This is a genomic window from Streptomyces sp. NPDC034049 (assembly GCF_055575575.1).
Map to the genome: position 1 here is coordinate 103,517 of NZ_JBVISJ010000007.1, position 19,733 is coordinate 123,249.

At 71.8% G+C, this 19,733-nt stretch carries 14 protein-coding genes; 10 read left to right on the forward strand and 4 right to left on the reverse strand.

Annotated features, from left to right (window positions below):
* Positions 1–172 precede the first annotated feature (172 nt).
* Entirely contained in the window at positions 173–1,723 is a 1,551-nt protein-coding gene (locus ACZ52C_RS21450; RefSeq protein WP_469076223.1) for an MFS transporter, read from the reverse strand.
* Between the two features lie 170 nt (positions 1,724–1,893).
* Between ACZ52C_RS21450 and ACZ52C_RS21455 the strand changes: the two genes are divergently transcribed.
* The 3 genes from ACZ52C_RS21455 (at position 1,894) to ACZ52C_RS21465 (ending at position 3,975) form a co-directional block, all read left to right on the forward strand.
* Positions 1,894–2,508 carry a TetR/AcrR family transcriptional regulator gene (locus ACZ52C_RS21455; protein WP_469076224.1) on the forward strand — a complete coding sequence of 205 codons (615 nt, stop codon included), beginning with the start codon at positions 1,894–1,896 and terminating at the stop codon, positions 2,506–2,508.
* Positions 2,509–2,599: 91 nt separating this feature from the next.
* Positions 2,600–3,301, forward strand: a complete 702-nt coding sequence (locus tag ACZ52C_RS21460; protein WP_469076225.1) for a ribonuclease HII — start codon at positions 2,600–2,602, stop codon at positions 3,299–3,301.
* Positions 3,302–3,369: 68 nt separating this feature from the next.
* Entirely contained in the window at positions 3,370–3,975 is a 606-nt protein-coding gene (locus tag ACZ52C_RS21465) for a hypothetical protein (RefSeq protein ID WP_469076226.1), read from the forward strand.
* A 478-nt stretch (positions 3,976–4,453) separates the two neighbouring features.
* Here the strand turns inward: ACZ52C_RS21465 and ACZ52C_RS21470 are convergent, their stop codons facing one another.
* Together ACZ52C_RS21470 and ACZ52C_RS21475 are read right to left on the reverse strand one after the other, a co-directional pair.
* Entirely contained in the window at positions 4,454–5,080 is a 627-nt protein-coding gene (locus ACZ52C_RS21470; RefSeq protein WP_045561095.1) for a hypothetical protein, read from the reverse strand.
* A gap of 259 nt (positions 5,081–5,339) precedes the next feature.
* Positions 5,340–7,520: a RecQ family ATP-dependent DNA helicase gene (locus ACZ52C_RS21475; RefSeq protein WP_469076227.1), complete on the reverse strand. Its 2,181-nt coding sequence runs from the start codon at positions 7,518–7,520 to the stop codon at positions 5,340–5,342.
* Positions 7,521–7,653: 133 nt separating this feature from the next.
* On the opposite strand from ACZ52C_RS21475, the gene ACZ52C_RS21480 reads away from it, so the two are divergent.
* The 7 genes from ACZ52C_RS21480 (at position 7,654) to ACZ52C_RS21510 (ending at position 19,230) form a co-directional block, all read left to right on the forward strand.
* Positions 7,654–9,297: a DUF4192 domain-containing protein gene (locus ACZ52C_RS21480; RefSeq protein ID WP_469076228.1), complete on the forward strand. Its 1,644-nt coding sequence runs from the start codon at positions 7,654–7,656 to the stop codon at positions 9,295–9,297.
* A gap of 470 nt (positions 9,298–9,767) precedes the next feature.
* Entirely contained in the window at positions 9,768–11,906 is a 2,139-nt protein-coding gene (locus ACZ52C_RS21485) for a glycogen debranching N-terminal domain-containing protein (RefSeq protein ID WP_469076502.1), read from the forward strand.
* 152 nt (positions 11,907–12,058) lie between these two features.
* The gene (locus ACZ52C_RS21490; protein WP_005481548.1) at positions 12,059–12,817 is read left to right on the forward strand and encodes an NUDIX hydrolase; all 759 of its coding nucleotides are present in this window, start codon (positions 12,059–12,061) and stop codon (positions 12,815–12,817) included.
* A 172-nt stretch (positions 12,818–12,989) separates the two neighbouring features.
* A complete protein-coding gene (locus ACZ52C_RS21495; RefSeq protein WP_469076229.1) occupies positions 12,990–15,056 on the forward strand; it encodes an ABC transporter ATP-binding protein in 2,067 nt (688 codons plus the stop codon).
* A gap of 182 nt (positions 15,057–15,238) precedes the next feature.
* Positions 15,239–16,126 carry a FadR/GntR family transcriptional regulator gene (locus ACZ52C_RS21500; protein WP_469076230.1) on the forward strand — a complete coding sequence of 296 codons (888 nt, stop codon included), beginning with the start codon at positions 15,239–15,241 and terminating at the stop codon, positions 16,124–16,126.
* Positions 16,127–16,719: 593 nt separating this feature from the next.
* Complete coding sequence (locus tag ACZ52C_RS21505) at positions 16,720–18,270, forward strand: RNA polymerase sigma factor (protein ID WP_469076231.1); 1,551 nt, start codon at positions 16,720–16,722, stop codon at positions 18,268–18,270.
* A gap of 144 nt (positions 18,271–18,414) precedes the next feature.
* On the forward strand, positions 18,415–19,230 hold the full coding sequence (locus ACZ52C_RS21510) for a S1 family peptidase (protein ID WP_469076232.1): 816 nt from the start codon (positions 18,415–18,417) through the stop codon (positions 19,228–19,230).
* A 137-nt stretch (positions 19,231–19,367) separates the two neighbouring features.
* On the opposite strand, the gene ACZ52C_RS21515 is transcribed toward ACZ52C_RS21510, so the two are convergent.
* Complete coding sequence (locus ACZ52C_RS21515; protein ID WP_013000244.1) at positions 19,368–19,598, reverse strand: DUF7455 domain-containing protein; 231 nt, start codon at positions 19,596–19,598, stop codon at positions 19,368–19,370.
* Positions 19,599–19,733: the final 135 nt, after the last annotated feature.

A 19,733-nucleotide genomic window follows, 5' to 3' on the forward strand; every position in this document is an offset into this window, starting at 1 on the left:
TCGCTCGCCGCTCGCCGCTCGCCGCTCGCCGCTCGCCGCTCGCCGCTCGCCGCTCGCCGCTCGCCGCTCGCCGCTCGCCGCTCGCCGCTCGCCGCTGTGGCCGGACCACGTCCTGATCCCCGTGCGCATGGGTGTGGTCCGGCCGGTGCGCGGCTGTTTCGTGACCGTGCCGTCAGCCTCCGGCGGCGGGTCCGGCCGTGCCAGAGAGGGCTTCCAGGTCGCTCTTGCGGACCCTGATCACCAGGAGGGCGGTGGCCAGGGCGAGCACGGCCATCGCGACAGCCGGTATGAAGGCCGTGGAGATGCCCTGGGAGAGCACATCGTGGCTCCAGGGGGCCGGCAACTGCTGGGTCTTGGCGAACTCGGCCTTCTGTGCGTCCGTGGCCTGGGCCATGAAGAGCTGGACCTGCTTCTCAGCCTCGTCGCGGCTGGCCGTACCGAAGACCGTCGTGAGGATGGACAGGCCGAGCGAGCCGCCCACCTGCTGTGTGACGTTGAGCAGACCGGACGCCGCGCCCGCCTCGTGCGGGGCGACCCCCGAGACCGCGGTCAGGGTGAGGGTCACGAAGTTCAGGCCCATGCCGAAGCCGAACATCACCATCGGACCGAGCACGCCACCGACGTAGGAGCTGTCGGGGCTGATGAAGGTCTGCCAGGTCAGACCGAGCACCACGAGCGTGGAGCCGACCACCATGAACGGTTTCGGGCCGAGCACCGGCAGGAACCGCTGGGACAGACCGGCACCGGTGACGATCGCGACGGTCACCGGGAGGAAGGCCAGACCGGCCTCGATCGGGGTGTAGCGCAGCACGTTCTGCACGAACAGCACGATGAAGAAGAACATCCCGAACATCGCCGCAGCGAGACTCAGCATGATCACGTACGTGCCCGAGCGATTGCGGTCGGTGAACATCCGCAGCGGGGTGATGGGCTCCTTGGCGCGCCTCTCGATGAGACCGAACACCAGCAGCAGGACCACCGCGGCCGTGAAGGAACCGATGGTCAGGCCGTCGCGCCAGCCGTCCTCCGCCGCGCGGATGAACCCGTAGACCAGCGCGGCCATACCGGCGGTCGAGGTGAGCGCGCCCGCGATGTCGAACCGTCCCGGGTGTCGCTCGGACTCGCTGATGTACATCGGGGTGAGGACGGCGATCAGCACACCGATGGGCACGTTGACGAACAGCACCCACCGCCAGTCGAGCCACTCGGTGAGCATGCCGCCCGCGAGCAGACCGATGGCGCCGCCACCGGCGGAGACCGCGGCGAAGACACCGAACGCGCGATTCCGCTCGGGCCCCTCGGCGAACGTCGTCGTGATGAGTGCCAACGAGGTCGGCGACGCGATCGCCCCGCCGACGCCCTGCAGAGCGCGGGCGGCGAGCAGCTGCCAGGGCTCCTGGGCGAGCCCGCCGAGCAGCGAGGCGAGCGTGAAGACGAGGATGCCGGTCATGAACACCCGGCGGCGGCCGAGGATGTCACCGGCCCGCCCCCCGAGGAGCAGCAGACCGCCGAAAGTCAGCGTGTAGGCGCTGACCACCCATGTCAGGTCGGTGGTGCTGAACTTGAGCGCGTCTTGAATGTGCGGGAGGGCGATGTTCACAATCGTCGCGTCGAGTACCACCATGAGTTGGCAGGCCGCGATGACGGTGAGTGCGATGCCGGGGCGCCCCTCCCGGCGGGCGGCTCCCGGCTTCTGATTCTGAATCAACGGAGAGGTTGTCACTATGGGTCCCCCACAAGTGCCTTAGTGAACGCTCGCGTTCACTGACGCGTCCACGGTAGTGAGTCCCCCTTAGTGAACGCAAGCGTTCATTGAAGTCGCCGCCGCGGTCCGCGTCGTCCGTCCGCTTCCGCTTTCGGCACCTCGCCCCCTGGCTCAACGGAGAAACACAGATGGTCACTTCGCGCTGGACGACCGCTCCTGCCCCGACGGTCTCCCCGCGTCGGCGCGGCGCCGTGCTCGAGCGTGCGATCCTCGACGCCGCGCTGGAGCAGCTCAGCACGGTCGGCTGGAGCGGCCTCACCATGGAGGGGGTCGCCGCCGGCGCTCAGACGGGCAAGGCCGCGGTCTACCGTCGCTGGCCCTCCAAGGAGGACCTCGTCGCCGACGCCCTGCAGGCCGGGCTGCCGCGCTTCGAGGAGGCGCCCGACCTCGGGAGCGTGCGCGACGACCTGCTGGCGCTGTGCCGTCAGGCGCGCGAGGCGATGTTCTCCCGCCCCGGGTTCGCGCTGCGGTCGGTGATTCACGAATGCGACACCATTCAGGCCGAGCGCTTTCACGGCGTGATCATCGAGGGCGTCGTGGAGCCGACGGTCAAGCTGCTGCGCGAGGTCGTGGAGCGTGGAATCCAGCGAGGTGAGGTGCGTCCGGACGCGGCCAACGGCTATGTCTTCGACGCGATTCCGGCCATGATGATGTACCGCTCGAAGATGTGCGGGAGCGAATGGGGTGAGCGGGACATCGAGGAGATGGTCGACCAGCTGATGGTTCCGCTGCTCCGTCGTTGACGTGCCCGGGCGGCGTCTGCGAGAGGGGTGGGGTTGCCCCGGGAAACCTGGGTGTCGCGCGGGGGCGCGGGCGGCGTAGGCTAAGGGCGCCATGCCGTACGAACCACCTACTCACACCGTCGAGCGCTCCCTGCGCGCCACGACCGGAGCGAAGGTCATTGCCGGTGTCGACGAGGTGGGGCGCGGAGCGTGGGCCGGTCCCGTCACCGTCTGCGCGGCGGTCACCGGACTGCGCCGACCGCCCGAGGGCCTCACCGACTCCAAGCTCCTGACGATCAGGCGACGCGAGTCGCTCGCCCGGGAACTGCTGACGTGGGTCACCTCGCACGCCCTCGGTCATGCCTCTCCGGAGGAGATCGACGACCTGGGCATGACGGCCGCGCTGCGGCTGGCCGCCGTGCGGGCCCTGGAGGCGCTTCCGGTGCGGCCCGACGCGGTCATCCTAGACGGCAAGCACGACTACCTGGGGTCACCCTGGCGGGTCCGTACGGTGATCAAGGGCGATCAGTCCTGTGTCGCCGTCGCGGCCGCCTCGGTGATCGCCAAGGTTCAGCGCGACAAAATGATGGCCGAACTGGGTGTCGACCATGCAGACTTCGGTTTCGCGGCCAACGCCGGGTATCCGTCGCCTGTCCACAAGGCCGCGCTGGCGGAGCGGGGCCCCACCCCGTACCACCGGTTGTCGTGGGCGTATCTTGATGCGCTGCCCCAGTGGCGGCACCTCAAGAAGGCCCGCAACTGGGCGAACGGAAGCGTTCCGGAGATCGAGGGTCAGCTCGGCTTCGATTTCTGACGGATTCGTTCGCACTCATGTACCACCCGCCGACGCGAGTCGCACCGGCGTTTGATAAACATCAGCTCATGCCTCTCATTCCCGAGGAGCCTCAGATTCACGAGAGTGCCCAGGGCCCGCGTGCCACTCCGGCCAGCGGCCGGGTCGCGCCGACCCCCCGTCCCGTACCCGGTCCCCGTCCCGCGGCTCCGCCGCGTCCCGGTCGTCCGGGTCCTGCCCGGCCGGTGCCGGCCCAGCGCGCGGCTCACACCGCGGCCAAGCCCGGGCCGTCCGCTCCTGCCGCAACCCCGCAGATCCAGCTGATCCCGGCCTCGGCCGAGGGTGCGCTGGACGCCGCCGAGGAAGCCGTCGATCTGCTGTTGGAGTCGGGCCGTGCCCCCGGCGACGTGCTGGTGATCACCACCGGCCAGTCGCACCCGTGGGCCGACCACGAGCTCTCCTTCGGCGAGGCGGCCTACTGGGCGCAGCACGACGCGGGCGACGACGTCTTCTACGCCGATGCCTCGGCCGCCGACCGGGCCGCGCCGCGTCCCGTCGTCGTGGTCGCCGTCAACGGTGGAACCGATGCCGCCACCGCCCATGCGCTGCCGAAGGCCCTCGGCCGGGCCCGGGCCCTGCTGATCGTGTGCGGTGACCCGCAGACGATCAACTCGGTGCTGGGCGCCGGGGTCTGAGCGACTGCGGACCCGGCCCCGGTCGGCCCGCCAGGGCCCGCCGGGGAGCCGTGCACGCCCCGGAACGACCTGGGCAGGACTGCGGCCACACCCCGTGCAGGGGCGCTTCGGCGTGCCCGCGGGGTGTTTCGGCGTTCCCGGGGAGGCTTCGAGGGCGTCGTGGGGGTGGCCTGCGATGCCGCCGCTCAGTTGGGTGAGGTGGGGAGCCGCGCCGTGCCGTGGAGTGGGGTGAGGAGCGGTGTCGTGCCATGCCTCGCTCGCGTCGAGCTGTCCACGGGGCCACGGCGGCAGCGTGTTGCCGCACCCCCGCGGGCCGCGCGGGGGTGGGTGCGGGCGTATTCGCCGTGGTCCGGGCGGGTGCCGAAGCGGCTCGGAACGGCTTCGGACCGGAGCGGCTGTGACCGGACGTCTGCGGACCGGAGCGGCTACGGACCGGAGCGGCTGTGACCGGACGTCTGCGGACTGGAGTGGTTGCGGCTCAGCGCGCGGCGGCTCGGCGCAGTACCTCCGACGCGACGCCACCGGTGCGCGGCATGGGCGGCGGCGCGACGGCTGTGGCGAAGGGCTCGGCCGGTGAGTCCGCGTGCGGGCGTCGGCCACCTCTGCCCTCGCCGAGGACCTGCCAGCCGTCACGTGTCAGCGTGATGTACGCCCCGCAGCGCAGCCCGTGCAGCGTGCAGGCGTCCCGCAGCCCCCACATCCACGCCCCGTCCTCCTCCGTCCAACGCGCGTCGCCCTCACGGCAGTAGAGCAGCACGGCCGTCCGCACCGGGGTGCGCCGGCGCAGATCGTGCGGAATGACCCGGCGCAGCTGGGCGAGGAGGGCGTTGCGGAACATCCACCCGTCGGCCGGCGCGGGACGCCGGACGAACGAGGCGCTCGCCAGCAACCGCTCGTCCGGATCCAGGACGGCGATGACCGCCGTCGCGGGCCGGGGCTGATGCCGCGCGTGCAGCCCGTTGACGACCTCCCGGGGATTGCGCAGCAGCGGAATCCCGGCGGCGGCCCATTCCGCGGGCTCGAGCAACCGGTTGGCGGAAGTGGCGGACAGGTCGGCAGAGGTCGACACGGAAGCCGCCGACGACGGAGCGAATCCGAAGGTCACGATCCTCCCTTCGGCTACGCGCCCACACAGCGGGGCGAGGGTCGGACTTGGGGGAGCGCACGCCGCAGCAGAAGCCCTACCGATTCACGAGTGGGCCGTGCGGGGAGCGGACTCCAATTCTTCCTGGCGAACTTGGTTGCGGCAACGAGCAATTGGGGCCACTGACAGTTTTGTGGTGATCCACCGCTTATATCCCTGCGCATGGGACGGCGTCGACAACGCCCAAGCGGCACGGTGTTCACGCGTGGTTGACGGACGGTCACCCCCGGACCGCGAGCACGAGGGGCAACACCCCCTGTGCGCCCGCGCGCCGGAGTACGCGCGCGGCGACCGCGAGGGTCCAGCCGGTCTCCGTGGCGTCGTCTACCAGGAGCACGGGCCCGTTCGCCTCCTCGAGGGCGGCGGCCAGCTCGGGGGGCACGGTCAGTGCCCCGTCGAGCGCCTTGAGGCGTTGCGCGCTGTTGCTACGCGTGACCTGGGAAACCGCGCCGGTGTACGCAACCGAACCCAGCAGCGGCAGACGGCCGATCTCGGCGATCCGGGCACCGAGAGAACCGATCAACTGCGGCCGGCTGTGGGATGCCATGGTGACGACACCCACCGGACGCGGCTGTGCGTCGGGCTGCCCTGTGGCCCAGCCGCCAGGGCCCTTCGCCCAGTCGGCCAGTACGCCCACCACCGCCTTCGCGACATCGTCCGGAACCGGGCCGTCCGGGGCCTGGGGCGAGAGCATCGGCCGCAGTCGGTTGCCCCAGCCGATGTCCGACAGCCGCCCCAACGCTCGTCCCGGAGCCGCCAGTTCACCGGCCGGAATACGTCCTTTCAGATTGACGCCGACCGCCGGCAGCCCGGTCGGCCACATCTTGCGGGGCTCCACCTCGACTCCCGCCCGCCCCAGCTCGCCGCGCGCCGCGTCCAGCGCCGCCGAGGAGACGGAGTCCGCGAATCTGGGCTTCGTGCAGGTGTCGCAACGCCCGCAGGGGGCGGCCTCCTCGTCGTCCAACTGCCGTCGCAGGAACTCCATCCGGCAGCCCGACGTCGTCACGTAGTCACGCATGGCCTGCTGCTCGGCCGCGCGCTGCTTGGCTACCCAGGCGTAGCGCTCGGTGTCGTACGTCCAGGGGACCCCGGTGGAGACCCAGCCGCCCTGGACGCGGCGGACGGCGCCGTCCACGTCGAGGACCTTCAGCATCGTCTCCAGACGGGACCGACGCAGTTCCACCAGCGGTTCGAGGGCGGGCAGGGACAGCGGTCGCTCCGCGTGCGCCAGCACGTCCAGGGTCCGGCGCACCTGTTCCTCCGGAGGGAAGGCGACCGAGGCGAAGTACTCCCAGATCGCCTGGTCCTCCTTGCCGGGCAGCAGCAGCACCTCGGCGTGCTCGACACCACGACCGGCGCGGCCGACCTGCTGGTAGTAGGCGATGGGGGAGGACGGTGAGCCCAGATGCACGACGAACCCCAGGTCGGGCTTGTCGAAGCCCATCCCCAGCGCGGAGGTGGCGACCAAGGCTTTGACCCGGTTGGCGAGGAGGTCCTCCTCGGCCTGCTGCCGGTCCGCGTTCTCCGTCTTGCCGGTGTACGACGTCACGGTGTGCCCGCACTGGCGCAGGAACGCGGTCACCTCCTCGGCGGCGGCCACGGTCAGCGTGTAGATGATCCCGGAACCCGGCAACTCGTCCAGGTGGTCGGCGAGCCAGGCCATCCGGTGGGCGGCGTCCGGCAGTTCGAGCACCCCGAGGCTCAGGCTCTCGCGGTCCAGCGGCCCTCGCAGGACCAGGGCGTCCGTGCCGCCGCCGGTGCCCAGTTGCTCCGCCACGTCGGCCGTCACGCGCGCGTTGGCCGTCGCGGTCGTGGCGAGCACCGGAACCCCCGGCGGCAGATCGGCCAGCATGGTGCGCAACCGACGGTAGTCGGGGCGGAAGTCGTGGCCCCAGTCCGAGATGCAGTGCGCCTCGTCGACCACGAGCAGCCCGGTCGCGGCCGCCAGCGCGGGCAGGACCTGGTCGCGGAAGTCGGGGTTGTTGAGCCGCTCCGGGCTGACCAGGAGCACGTCGACCGTGCCCGCGGCGACCTCCTGGCGGATCGTGTCCCATTCCTCGGTGTTCGACGAGTTGATCGTCCGCGCGTGGATGCCCGCGCGGGCGGCCGCCTCCACCTGGTTGCGCATCAGGGCGAGAAGCGGGGAGACGATGACGGTGGGGCCCGCGCCCCGCTCGCGCAGCAGCGCGGTCGCGACGAAGTACACCGCGGACTTGCCCCAGCCCGTGCGCTGTACCACCAGGGCTCTGCGCTGCTCCGCGACCAGCGCCTCGATGGCGTGCCACTGGTCCTCGCGCAGTCGCGCGGCGCCCGCCGGCGCGCCGACGAGGCGGGCCAGCACGGCGTCGGCGGCCGTACGCAGGTCTTGGCGGTCCGTGGGGGGCAGGTCTTCGTCGCTCATGGCCCCATGCAACCTGATGCCTCCGACATCGCGCGAACGAGAGGAGCGAACTGTGGACAGGTTCTGACGTGGTCATGGTCGGACTTATCCACAGGCCAAAGCGGAATCTCAAGATCCGCGAGATGGTCGCCGCATGACGAATCACAGCGAAGCGGCCGGGACCTCCGGCAACAGTGACATCAGCGGCCAGAACGGATGTGGCCGCGAGGGCGAGCCCACCGCCTACCTGGGCCACGGCGCGACCACCGGACCCCTCGACGGACAGCAGGTCACCCTCCGGACCCCGGCCGAACTCGCCGACGCCCTGCCGTACCTCCTTGGGTACCGCCCCGAGGACAGCATCGTCCTCGTCGCACTGCACGACCGGGACGCCCGGGGACGGTTCGGCGGGCGCGCACGACTGGGCATCCCGGCCCAGACGGATGACTGGCCGGCGGTGGCCCAACAGCTGGCCCGGGGGCTGGTGACCGGAAGTGAGCGTCGAGGAGCCAGGCCGGAGAGCATGGTCGCCTTCCTCTGCCAGGACCCGGCGAGCGATGAGTCGCCACGTGACGTCATGGAACGCCTGCGGCCCCTCGCGCAACTGCTGCGCAGGGCCTGCGGCACCCTCGACGTGCCGGTGGTCGAGGCCCTGTGCATCTCCGACGGCCGCTTCTGGTCCTACTGCTGTCCCGGCAACGGCTGCTGTTCCCCCGAGGGAGAGTCGATGGGGCTGCCGGGCACCTCGGTGCTGGCCGCCGCCGCGACCTACGCGGGCCTCCAGGTGCGCGGCACCCTGAAGGAGCTGAGGGCGAGGCTGCTGCCCTGGGAGACCGCTGCCGCGCTGCAGCAGGAGGCCGCCCTCGACGCGGCGCAGTCCGCGCTCGTCCCACGCATTCTGCACGCGGAGAGCCGCGCGGACGTGGCCGAGGAGACCCTCGCCGTGGCCCAGCGCGCCATCGAGCGACTGGCCGCCGCTCCGGCCGTGCCCGGCACGCTGGACGCGGACCTCCACGACGACGAACTCGTGGGACACGAGGATGCGGCCGCCCTGATCCTCGGACTCCAGGACCGAGCCACTCGCGACCGCGCAGCGGAGTGGATGGAGGGCGACGAAGCCGGCCCGGCCCTCCGTCTCTGGCGCGCCCTCGCCCGCCGCTGTGTCGGTCCGTACGGTGAGCATGCCGCCGCCCCGCTGACGCTCGTGGGCTGGGTCGCCTGGTCCTCGGGGGACGAACTGGAGGCCCGCGAGGCATTGGCCATGGCCCTCGCCGCGGATCCGGACTACCTCTTCGCTCGTCTTCTCCACCAGGCCTGCAACGAAGGCCTCGACCCCGAATCCATTCGCCGCTGCCTGCGCGCCGAGCGCAGGGGACGGGGCGTGGCGGCGGCTTCTGTCCCTGTCCCTGCCCCCGCGGGTGCGGGTGCGGGTGCGGGTGCCGAGGACGAGGTCAGGGCCGGTGCCGGAGCTGGTGCCGAGGTTGATGTCGAGGGCGTGGAAGTGGGCGTAGGCGTGGGCGAAGAGACCCCTTCCGGCCAGCGTCCGGCCGCGCAGGCGACCCCGGCTGAGCCCTGCATCACGACCAGCCCTCGGCGCCGCCGCAGGTCACACCCGGACGGTAGCGCCGAGACCCGCACCATCCGGCGATCATCCGGTGCCGCTCATGCCCGGCGATCACGCTCGGGAGCCGGGAAGGCACCCGCCGGTCGACGCCCGGGGAGCCCGGCCAACGGCGCGAGCGCTCGCGCGCGGGCCCGCCGTGGTGGCGGTGGGCAGCCCACCGAGGGGGAGAGCTGAGCGCGGCGAACGGGGACGGGGCAGGCAGGGCGCTCCTGTCCCGGATCGGGACCTACCTGAGCACCATCTCCCGGATCGGGCCGCACCTGAGCATGCTCTTCTGGATCGGGGCGCACCTGAGCGTGCTGTTCCCTGTCGGGGCCGTCGCAGCCTGCTCGCCGGGCCGAGGGGCGCTCGGCTTCCCGGGCCCGGGGCGTGACCCTGAGCGGAGCCGCTCCGTTCACCTGAGTGGCGGTACCCGTGGCCTGGCCTCGCCGCCGTCGCACCCCGTCCCGCTCCGGTGCCCCACCTGGTTCCGGGCGCACCCCGAGCGCGCCGTAGACAGAAGAAGCCACCCCATGCCCCTGCCGTCCATGTCCGATGCCGACGACGTCCCGTCGTTCCTCAGGCCGTCCCAGCCCCCTGCCCAGGTCCGGGCAGGGGCCCGTGGGGAGGCAACCGGCGCCTCACGCACCGACATCCGCAGCCCGATGCCCCGCGTCACGGGCTCACGCCCAGCGGTCTGGGGCGGCCGGGCACCAGCCGCACCCGCCGCACCCCTCGCGCCGGCCGTACCCGCCACGCCCACAGCGCCCGGCGCGAGCGGCTCCGCCGGGCTGCCCCGCACCGCCGCCGGAAGCGCTTCGCCCCCACAGGTGTCGGTGCCTGCTCCCCGCCGCCCCGTGGAGCTGCCACCGGCCCACACGACGCTGATCTGCGTCGCCCTGCCGGGCCTCGCGATCTCGACGGAGCAGGGCCAACTGAACGGCCGAGGACTGGAGGGGTTCTACCGTGCCGGCCGGCGCGTACTCTCCCGCTGCCAGGTGAGGGTGGCCGGACGGGAACCGCTCGCCGTGCAGGCGCGGATGATCTCGGCCGACAGAGCCCGGTTCATGGCGACGCTGCGCATGTCCGCCGAGGCCGGGCCGGACCCGGACGTCATGGTGGAGCGCACGCGGTATGCAGACGGTACCGAGCGGATCACCCTGTACAGCACAGCCCGCCGCCCCCTGCGTCTGCCCGTCGAGGTGTCCCTGGGGACGGACCTCGCGGAACTGGGTGCCGTCGCCTCCGGCAGCGCAGGTCCGGAACTGCCGGCGAGTGTGCACGACTCCGGCCTTCGCTGGTCCAGTACGCACGGGCACGCCACGGTGACGGCACATCCACCGCCTGCCGACGCCCTGGCCTCCGCGGGGCTGCTGCGCTGGGAGTTGGAGCTGCCGCCGGGCGGCACCCGGAGCGTGGAGCTGCGGGTACGGCCGGACGGCGCGGGCCCCATCAGGCCGGTGGCACGAGGGGCCACGAGCCCGCTGTCCCAGGTCGGAGTCGCGGGCGACGACCCGACGGCACAGCCCTTGCTGCGCACCTGCCTGGAGGACCTCGAAGCCCTGCTGCTGCGGGACCCGCAGAACCCGTCCGACACCCACCTCGCGGCGGGCGCACCCTGGCGTTGCGGCATGGCCCCGGCCGACGCGCTGGTAGCGGCCCGGATGACCCTGCCGCTCGGCACTCGTCTCGCCGCGGGCACCCTGCGCACCCTCGCCCGCACCCAGGTCGTGGGCCGAAAGGCCGAGTCCGGCATGATCCCGGGCCTGCGGCGGGACGCGGGCCCGCATCTGCCGCCGGGCTGCACCGGTACCGAGGCGACCCTCCTGTTCCCCGTGCTCCTGGCGGAGGCCAGGAGGTGGGGACTCCCCGAGCAGGAGACCGAGGAACTGCTGCCCGCGGCTGAGCGCTGCCTGCGGTGGCTGCGGGGCGCTGTGGGCAGCGGTGCCTATCTGCCCGACCCGCGCCCAGGGGGCCCGCTGCGTTGCGAGACTCAGGCGCACGCCCACCGGGCCGCGCTGCTGGGCGCGGATCTCCTCGACGCGTACGGCAGGCCGGGCGGGGCGGAGCTACGAGGCTGGGCGCGAGAACTGCGAGTCCGGTTCGCGGCGGATTTCTGGGTCGAGGACCGGGGCGGTGGCAGACCCGCGGCCGCCCGAACCCCGGACGGGCGCCTCGTGCCGCAGCTGGGAGCCGGTGCCGCCCACCTCCTCGACACCGGGCTGCTCGGCGGTGGGGAGCAGGCCCCAGGACTCCTCGACAGGGTCCGGACCGAACAGCTCGCGCGGCTGCTCGGAGGGCCGGCCATGGATTCCGGGTGGGGGCTGCGGAGCCTGGGGGCGAAAGAAGCGGGATACAACCCCTTCGGCCATCGCAGCGGTGCGGTGCGTGTGCAGGAGACGGCGATCGCGGTCGCGGGGCTGGCGGCCGCCGGGTACGAGAAGGAGGCGAGCGCGCTGCTGCGCGGGGTGCTGGCCGCAGCCGAGAGCTTCGACCGCCGGCTGCCCGAGATGTACGCGGGGGAGCAGCGGACGGCGGGGAGTGCCCCGCTGCCCCACCCCGCCTCCTGCAGACCGGCTGCGACGGCGGCGGCCGCAGGGGTGCTGCTGCTCACCACGCTCGTCGGAATCCGTCCCGATGCCCCCGCCGGGACGGTGACCCTGCGTCCGGTGCGCAGTGCGCCACTGGGAGAGATCGGTATGACGGGCCTGCGCGTCGCGGGCGCTCCGTTCGCCGTACGTGTCAGTCGGCTGGGGCTCGCGATGGTCGAGGAGGCGGCTGACGGACTGCAGTTGGGCGTGTGACCTCCCGTGACATGACGAGAGAACGGCAGGCGGCGCACGGTGCGCGAGGGTGGAGGTCGATCCGCGACACCAGGCACGGGCAGAAGTGGATCAAGTGGGGAAGCGACGACGAAGGGAGTGTTTATCGTCAGGCAGACGACTATGATCGCGACATGCCCTACGACCCGTCGGACTATCCGCCCTTCGCTGTCACCGTGGACCTTGTCGTGCTGACCGTCCGTCGCCATGCGCTCTGCGCGCTGACGGTACGGCGGGGCGAACAGCCGTTCCAGGGACGGTGGGCGTTGCCCGGTGGCTTCGTCCGGCCGGACGAGGATCTGTCGCAGGCGGCGGCGAGGGAGCTGGCGGAGGAGACCGGGCTCACCGCCCACGAACCGTCCGAGCCCGCGCAGGACAACGGCGCGCACCTGGAGCAGTTGGCGACCTACGGCGACCCGAAGCGCGACCCGAGGATGAGGGTCGTCAGTGTCGCCCACCTCGCCCTCGCCCCGGACCTGCCCGCACCCAGGCCGGGCGGGGACGCCAACAGCGCACGCTGGGCGCCTGTCGAGGAGCTGCTGGAGCAGGGTGGCTACGGGCGTGACGGCGAGCCGGTGGCGCCGTTGGCCTTCGATCACGCGCAGATCCTCGCGGACGGGGTGGAGCGCGCCCGTTCCAAGATCGAGTACTCCTCGTTGGCCACGGCCTTCTGCCCGCCGGAGTTCACGGTCGGCGAGCTGCGGCGCGTCTACGAGGCTGTCTGGGGGGTGGCCCTCGACCCACGCAACTTTCATCGCAAGGTGACGGGTACGCCGGGCTTCCTGGTGCCCACCGGCGGCACCACCACGCGGCAGGGCGGCCGTCCCGCCCAGCTCTTCCGCGCCGGCGGTGCCACCCTCCTCAACCCGCCGATGCTGCGCCCGGAGGTCTGACGCACGCGGGGTCGTAGGTCTGGCGCATGCGCGCCTGGAGGCCCGGCGGGCGCGCGCCGGAGGTCTGACGCGCGCGTGGTCGGAGCCTTCTCCGTCGCGTTCGGCTGTCATGGCCGTGTGGTGAGCCCCAGGGTGCCCGAAAAAACGGACATACCGCGCTATCTTGCCTAGGGTGATCCAGGCCATCGGATTGACCAGCAATCCTCGCAAGGACTTTCCGCCCGCCGTCGACGATGTGTCCTTCGAGGCGCACTCCGGCCACGTCACCGCACTCCTCGGGGCCCCCGGAGCGGGTAAGTCGACAGTGCTGAAACTCATGCTCGAACTCCAACAAGGCCGTGGCGTCGCCTACTTCAGAGGGCGCCCCCTGCACCGCATCGCCCACCCCTCACGCGAGGTGGGAGTGCTGCTCGGCGAGGTGCCCGGCCACCCGGCCCGCACGGTCCGCGGTCATCTGCGAATGCTGTGCGCCGCCGCGGGACTGTCCACGCGGCGGGCCGACGAAGTCCTGGAGGTCGTGGGCATGGTCGGTCTGCGCGAGGCGCGGCTGGGCACGCTCTCGCGGGGCATGGATCGCCGCCTCGGTCTGGCCTGCGCGCTGCTGTCCGACCCGCACACCCTCGTGCTGGACGAGCCGGCCCACGGGCTGGCCGTCCGCGAGGGCCGGTGGCTGCACGGGATCATGCGGGCGCACGCCGAGCAGGGCGGCACGGTCCTGTTCACCACCGCCGACCCCAAGGAGGCCGCGCGGACCGCCGACCGGGTCCTCACCCTCGAACAGGGCAGGCCCGTCGCCGACCAGGACGTCGCCGACTTCTCCCGGACCAGGCTCCGGCCCAGGGTCGCCGTGCGTACGCCCTACGCCGCCCGCCTCGAGGCGCTGCTGACCAAGGAGGCCCGGACCGCGCGGCGTTCCGTGGAGATCGTGCCGGAGGGAGGCAATCGGCTCTCGGTGTACGGGAGTACATGCGCGGAGATCGGCGAGGTCGCGTTCCGGCACGGCATCCTCGTGCACCAACTCGCCGACGAGATCGGCGACATGGGCCCCGTACCGCAGATGCCCACGGAGGCGGTCGAAGACGATCCGGAGGAGTGGGCCGACGCGTCGCACGAAGCGGCCCTGGAGGCCAGGGTGCTTCTCGCGGCGCACGAGACGGTCGCCGGGATGCCTCGGGCGAGCGGGTTCGCGACGGTGGCCGAGCCGCGCACCCCGGCGTCGGCCCACAGCGCGGCGGAGGGCGATGCCGAGCCCGGAACCGCCCGCGCCGCCGCCTTCGCGGCCGATGCCGAGCCCGGAACCGCCCTCGCGGCCGATGTCGACCCCGTGGCCGATGCCGACCCCACGGCAGCACCCGAGGCCGACCCGTCCGAGACGGACCCGCTGTCGCACTCCCGGGCGACGGAGCCCGAACCAGTACCGACGCCGCCCCTGCCGGCGCTCCCGCCGCCCATCACCGTGCGGTCGGCGCCGAGCCCGCTGCGTCCGCTGCGGTACGAGCTGCGGCGGGCCTGTGGTGTCGGCACCGCCTACGTGACCGCCGCGACCGTGCTCGTCACGTCCGCCGTCATGGCGGTGGTCCTGGCCAGGATCGGACACACCCCGCAGCCGCGACTGCTGGCCGCGTGGCCGCGGGAGCTGCCGCTGCCGCCCGCCGCCATCGGCGCGGGGCTGCTGGGGGCCATCGCCTTCGGCGACGAGTTCCGCCACCCCGCCCTGGCAGCGGACCGTGGCACCGTGCCGCGTCGCCTGGGGCTGCTCGTCGCGAAGCTCCTCGTCGCAGCGGCCACCGCGCTGCTCCTAGCGGTCCTCGCCGTCGGCTGCGACCTCGAAGTGCTCTACCTCGTCTACGGGCCGGAACTCATCTCCGTCCCCGCCGACTGGCGCCCGCTCGGCGCGAGTTGGGTCGGACTCGTCGTGGGGTGCGCCTGGGCGGGGGTGCTCGCGGCGGGGGTCTTCCGGTCCACCTCTGCGGGGCTCGCCGCCGTGGTCGCCGTACCCCTCCTCGTCGTACCCCTGGTGCAGAAGGCGCTGGAGGGGGCCTCCGTGCGCAGTGCGATCGGGTTTCCGGTGCGGCTGCGCGAGCTCGTGCTGGTGCAGTGGCCGTTCGGGGGAGAGCGCTATCTGGAAGTGCTGGTGCGGGCGATCGTCCAACCCGTGGGCGGGGCGCTGCTGTTGTCGTTGACCGCGCTGCTGGGGGCCTACGTGCTCACGAACCTGCGTGGCAGGGTCCGCGGATGATCGTCGTCATCCTTTCGTGCTCACCGTCCGTGCTCTTCCGCCGACGCAATGCGCACAACTCCTCGTAGAACGCCCATTTCTTTCCGATAAGGCGTCAATTGCGACGGGGTGAGCGATCACCCTTTCGTGTGCTTTTCACCAAAGACCTCAAGGGAGTTGAGAACGCAGCCGACAAAGGATGCGTGAGTACCCTTGCGCACACCATGATGACCGCCGCCCGCTCCGCCGACTCCGGCCTCGCAGGACCGGGCGAACTCGACCGCTACCCCTACGCCGAGCACCCCGCCGTGGACCGCGTAGGCCTCCCCGCCTGGGACGGCGCGGACCCCGAGCTGGGGCGCGTGGGCCGACGCGCCGCCGGGAGCCGCGGGCGCGGACTGCACGGCCAACTCGTCCAGCAGCTCGGCCAGATGATCGTCTCCGGGGACCTGGGCGCGGATCGCCCCCTCGTGCCCGAGGAGATCGGCCAGCGGTTCGAGGTCTCCCGCACCGTCGTCCGTGAATCCCTGCGCGTCCTGGAGGCCAAGGGCCTGGTCAGCGCCCGGCCGAACGTCGGCACGCGCGTACGTCCCGTCAGCGACTGGAACCTGCTCGACCCCGACATCATCGAGTGGCGGGCCTTCGGTCCGCAGCGCGACGACCAGCGGCGCGAGCTCAGCGAACTGCGCTGGATGATCGAGCCGCTCGCCGCCCGCCTCGCCGCCGGACACGGCCGTGACGACGTCCAGCAGCGTCTCGGCGACATGGTCGAGCTGATGGGCCACGCCATGGCCCAGGGCGACCCGCTGACGTTCTCGCGCGCGGACGCCGAGTTCCACTCGCTGCTGATCCAGGTCGCGAGCAACCGCATGCTGGAGCACCTCTCCGGGATCGTCTCGGCGGCCCTCCAGGTCTCCGGCGGACCGGTCACCGCATGCGACCGGCCCACCGAATCGACGCTGACGCACCACGCCCGGGTCGTCGACGCCCTCGCCGCGGGCGACGGAGGAGCGGCCGAGGCGGCCATGCGGCAACTGCTCACCGTCCACCCCGAGGTGGAACGTGTGGTGCCCGCGCCGCGCGAGCACTGAGGGCGCGCGGAGCGGGACAGGTGTGACGCGGCCGGGGTGTAGGCCCCTCCCGTGGCGTCGCTCGCCCGGCGGACCCGTGCCGCCGGGCCCCATCGGATCCTCCCGGGATTCGGCGGGGTCCGGCGGCACGACGCCAGGGGCGAGCGGACGACCCGTCGTGCCGCCCGACCCGGCCGGGACGAGACGCGGTGTCCCCGGCCGAGACAACGATCCCCGTCAAGGCGAACTCGTCGAGGCGTCCTCGTCGAGGCGCTCCGTCGGGGCGGTGATCCACATCGAGGAGTTCATTCCGGAATCGTCCGGGTACACGTCCGAACAGAACCGGTTGTGGCCTTGATCGATTATGTCTGGCAGTATCTGATCGCTTTTGGCCGCTTACGGGGTGTGACTCGGGCCACGCAGATTGGGCGTAACGCTCGTGGGAACAGCGCGATGACCTAAGAGGTGACAGCCGCGGAGGGAATACGGACGCCGTTCACGGCGCTGTGCCTCTTCCCGGCCCCCGCCCGCACCGTCGGCCCACTCCCAAGCCGGTGGTCGGCTCCTGTCCGCAGTGGACGGGGCCGGAAGCCGTTTTCCAACGTTCCGAGAGGTTGTTCGTGTCGGCCAGCACATCCCGTACGCTCCCGCCGGAGATCGCCGAGTCCGTCTCTGTCATGGCGCTCATTGAGCGGGGAAAGGCTGAGGGGCAGATCGCCGGCGACGATGTGCGTCGGGCCTTCGAAGCTGACCAGATTCCGGCCACTCAGTGGAAGAACGTACTGCGCAGCCTCAACCAGATCCTCGAGGAAGAGGGTGTGACGCTGATGGTCAGTGCCGCGGAGCCCAAGCGCACCCGAAAGAGCGTCGCAGCGAAGAGTCCGGCCAAGCGCACCGCCACCAAGACGGTCGCGGCGAAGACGGTGACCACCAAGAAGGCCACCGCCCCAGCCGCTCCCGCGGTGCCCGCGGCCGACGCCTCCGCCGAGGACGTCGCCCCCGCCAAGAAGGCCGCCGCCAAGAAGGCTGTGGCCAAGAAGGCGGCCCCCGCCAAGAAGACTGTCGCCGCCAAGAAGACGGCGGCCAAGAAGACCACCGCCAAGAAGGACGACGTCGAGCTGATCGACGAAGAGGTCATCGAGGAGACCCCGGGCGGCAAGCCGGGCGAGGAGCCCGAGGGCACCGAGAGCGCCGGCTTCGTGCTGTCCGACGAGGACGAGGACGACGCGCCCGCCCAGCAGGTCGCCGCCGCCGGTGCCACCGCCGACCCGGTCAAGGACTACCTCAAGCAGATCGGCAAGGTCCCCCTGCTCAACGCCGAGCAGGAGGTCGAGCTCGCCAAGCGCATCGAGGCCGGTCTGTTCGCCGAGGACAAGCTGGCCAACGCCGACAAGCTCGCCCCCAAGCTCAAGCGCGAGCTGGAGATCATCGCCGAGGACGGCCGCCGCGCCAAGAACCACCTGCTGGAGGCCAACCTCCGACTGGTGGTCTCCCTGGCCAAGCGCTACACCGGCCGCGGCATGCTCTTCCTGGACCTGATCCAGGAGGGCAACCTCGGTCTGATCCGCGCGGTCGAGAAGTTCGACTACACCAAGGGCTACAAGTTCTCCACGTACGCCACCTGGTGGATCCGCCAGGCGATCACCCGCGCCATGGCCGACCAGGCCCGCACCATCCGTATCCCGGTGCACATGGTCGAGGTCATCAACAAGCTGGCGCGTGTGCAGCGTCAGATGCTCCAGGACCTGGGCCGCGAGCCCACCCCGGAGGAGCTGGCCAAGGAACTCGACATGACCCCCGAGAAGGTCATCGAGGTCCAGAAGTACGGCCGCGAGCCCATCTCCCTGCACACCCCGCTGGGCGAGGACGGCGACAGCGAGTTCGGTGACCTCATCGAGGACTCCGAGGCCGTCGTCCCGGCCGACGCGGTCAGCTTCACGCTGCTGCAGGAGCAGCTGCACTCCGTCCTCGACACGCTCTCCGAGCGCGAGGCGGGTGTCGTCTCCATGCGCTTCGGTCTCACCGACGGTCAGCCGAAGACCCTCGACGAGATCGGCAAGGTGTACGGCGTCACGCGTGAGCGCATCCGCCAGATCGAGTCCAAGACGATGTCGAAGCTGCGTCACCCGTCGCGCTCCCAGGTGCTGCGCGACTACCTCGACTAGGCAACAGCGCACCGGCACGTCCGGTCGGTCCGAAGGCCCGGTTCCCTCGAAGGAGCCGGGCCTTCGGCGTGTGTGCGGCATGCGAAAGCCGATCCGGTGGATCACTCTGGGTGTGCCATCCAAGACCCGGAGTGAGGAGCCCGCATGCGTCGATCGTTCGCCCGACTGCTGGCCGTCGCGGCCACCACGGCCGTCATACCGCTGGTGTCGCCGCCACCGGCGACGGCCGAGGTCGTCATCGGCGGTCATCCGGTCGAGATCTCCCAGGCGCCCTGGACGGTGGCTCTGTCCAGCCGTGACCGGTTCGGGGGTACGCGGGCCGGGCAGTTCTGCGGCGGGGTCGTGGTGGGCCCCACGACCGTGCTGACGGCCGCCCACTGCCTCAGCGAGGGTGTGCTGGGCGGTCCGCCGGAGAGCGTCCCCGATCTGCGGGTCATCGCCGATCGTGCCGAGCTGCAGTCGACCGAGGGGCAGGAGATCCCGGTGAGCGGCGCCTGGGTCAACCCCGAGTACGACCCCTACACGAACGCGGGCGACTTCGCGGTGGTCACGCTCGCCGCACCGCTGCCCGAGACCTCCGTCATCGGGCTGGCGGGCGCCGGGGATGCGGCGTACACGCCGGGCACGCCGGCCGCGGTCTACGGCTGGGGGGACACCACGGGCGCCGGGGACTACACACAGGGCCTGCGGGCCGCCTCGGTGGAGGTACTGGCCGACGCCGTCTGTGAGCGGGCCTATCCGGGCAGCGCGGAAGGCCGGTACCAGTCCGGCTCCATGGTGTGCGCGGGGGAGCAGAACGGCGGCCGGGACGCCTGCCAGGGGGACAGCGGAGGACCGCTGGTCGCCCGGGGGAAGCTGATCGGCCTCGTCTCGTGGGGCAGTGGCTGTGGGATCGCCGGGAATCCCGGCGTCTACACCAGAGGTTCGTACGTCGCCCGGGTACTGGTGGAAAGCCGCTGAGCGGGCGCTGAGGCGCCCTGTGCGGCCGAACCCCTTGTGGGTGCGGGACGAGAGCGGGCGGCCACCCCGTGGGTACGGGAGTGGCCGCCCGGTCACCGGCCTCGAGCCGGTGGCGGCTCGTCGTCAGGTGCGAAGCGTCAGCGCTCGTCCTCTTCTGCGGTCGCGGGAGCGGCCGTGAGTCGCTCCGTCTCGTCCTGTATCTCCGCGGCGATCTTCTTGAGCTCCGGCTCGAACTTGCGGCCGTGGTGGGCGCAGAACAGCAGCTCTCCACCGCTCAGGAGGACGACGCGCAGATAGGCCTGGGCGCCGCAGCGGTCGCATCGGTCAGCGGCCGTCAGCGGGGTCGCGGGGGTCAGAACAGTAGTCACGTCGCCTCTTCTCTAGCTCGACGAGCTGTCGTACCAGGGTCAACATCCAACCAGGCCGAAAACGTTCCCGCTCGCGGCTTTAACTCGAAAAAATCTTTCCGGGCCGGCTGTCTGCTGCCGGTTGGCGGCGAATGA

Bases quoted from the DNA above. Each gene is read 5' to 3' on its own strand.
- ACZ52C_RS21480 (WP_469076228.1), top strand. From the start codon at position 7,654: ATGACGAATCACAGCGAAGCGGCCGGGACCTCCGGCAACAGTGACATC.
- ACZ52C_RS21465 (WP_469076226.1), top strand. From the start codon at position 3,370: ATGCCTCTCATTCCCGAGGAGCCTCAGATTCACGAGAGTGCCCAGGGC.
- ACZ52C_RS21490 (WP_005481548.1), top strand. From the start codon at position 12,059: ATGCCCTACGACCCGTCGGACTATCCGCCCTTCGCTGTCACCGTGGAC.
- ACZ52C_RS21485 (WP_469076502.1), top strand. From the start codon at position 9,768: ATGCCCCGCGTCACGGGCTCACGCCCAGCGGTCTGGGGCGGCCGGGCA.
- ACZ52C_RS21510 (WP_469076232.1), top strand. From the start codon at position 18,415: ATGCGTCGATCGTTCGCCCGACTGCTGGCCGTCGCGGCCACCACGGCC.
- ACZ52C_RS21475 (WP_469076227.1), bottom strand. From the start codon at position 7,520: ATGAGCGACGAAGACCTGCCCCCCACGGACCGCCAAGACCTGCGTACG.
- ACZ52C_RS21455 (WP_469076224.1), top strand. From the start codon at position 1,894: ATGGTCACTTCGCGCTGGACGACCGCTCCTGCCCCGACGGTCTCCCCG.
- ACZ52C_RS21460 (WP_469076225.1), top strand. From the start codon at position 2,600: ATGCCGTACGAACCACCTACTCACACCGTCGAGCGCTCCCTGCGCGCC.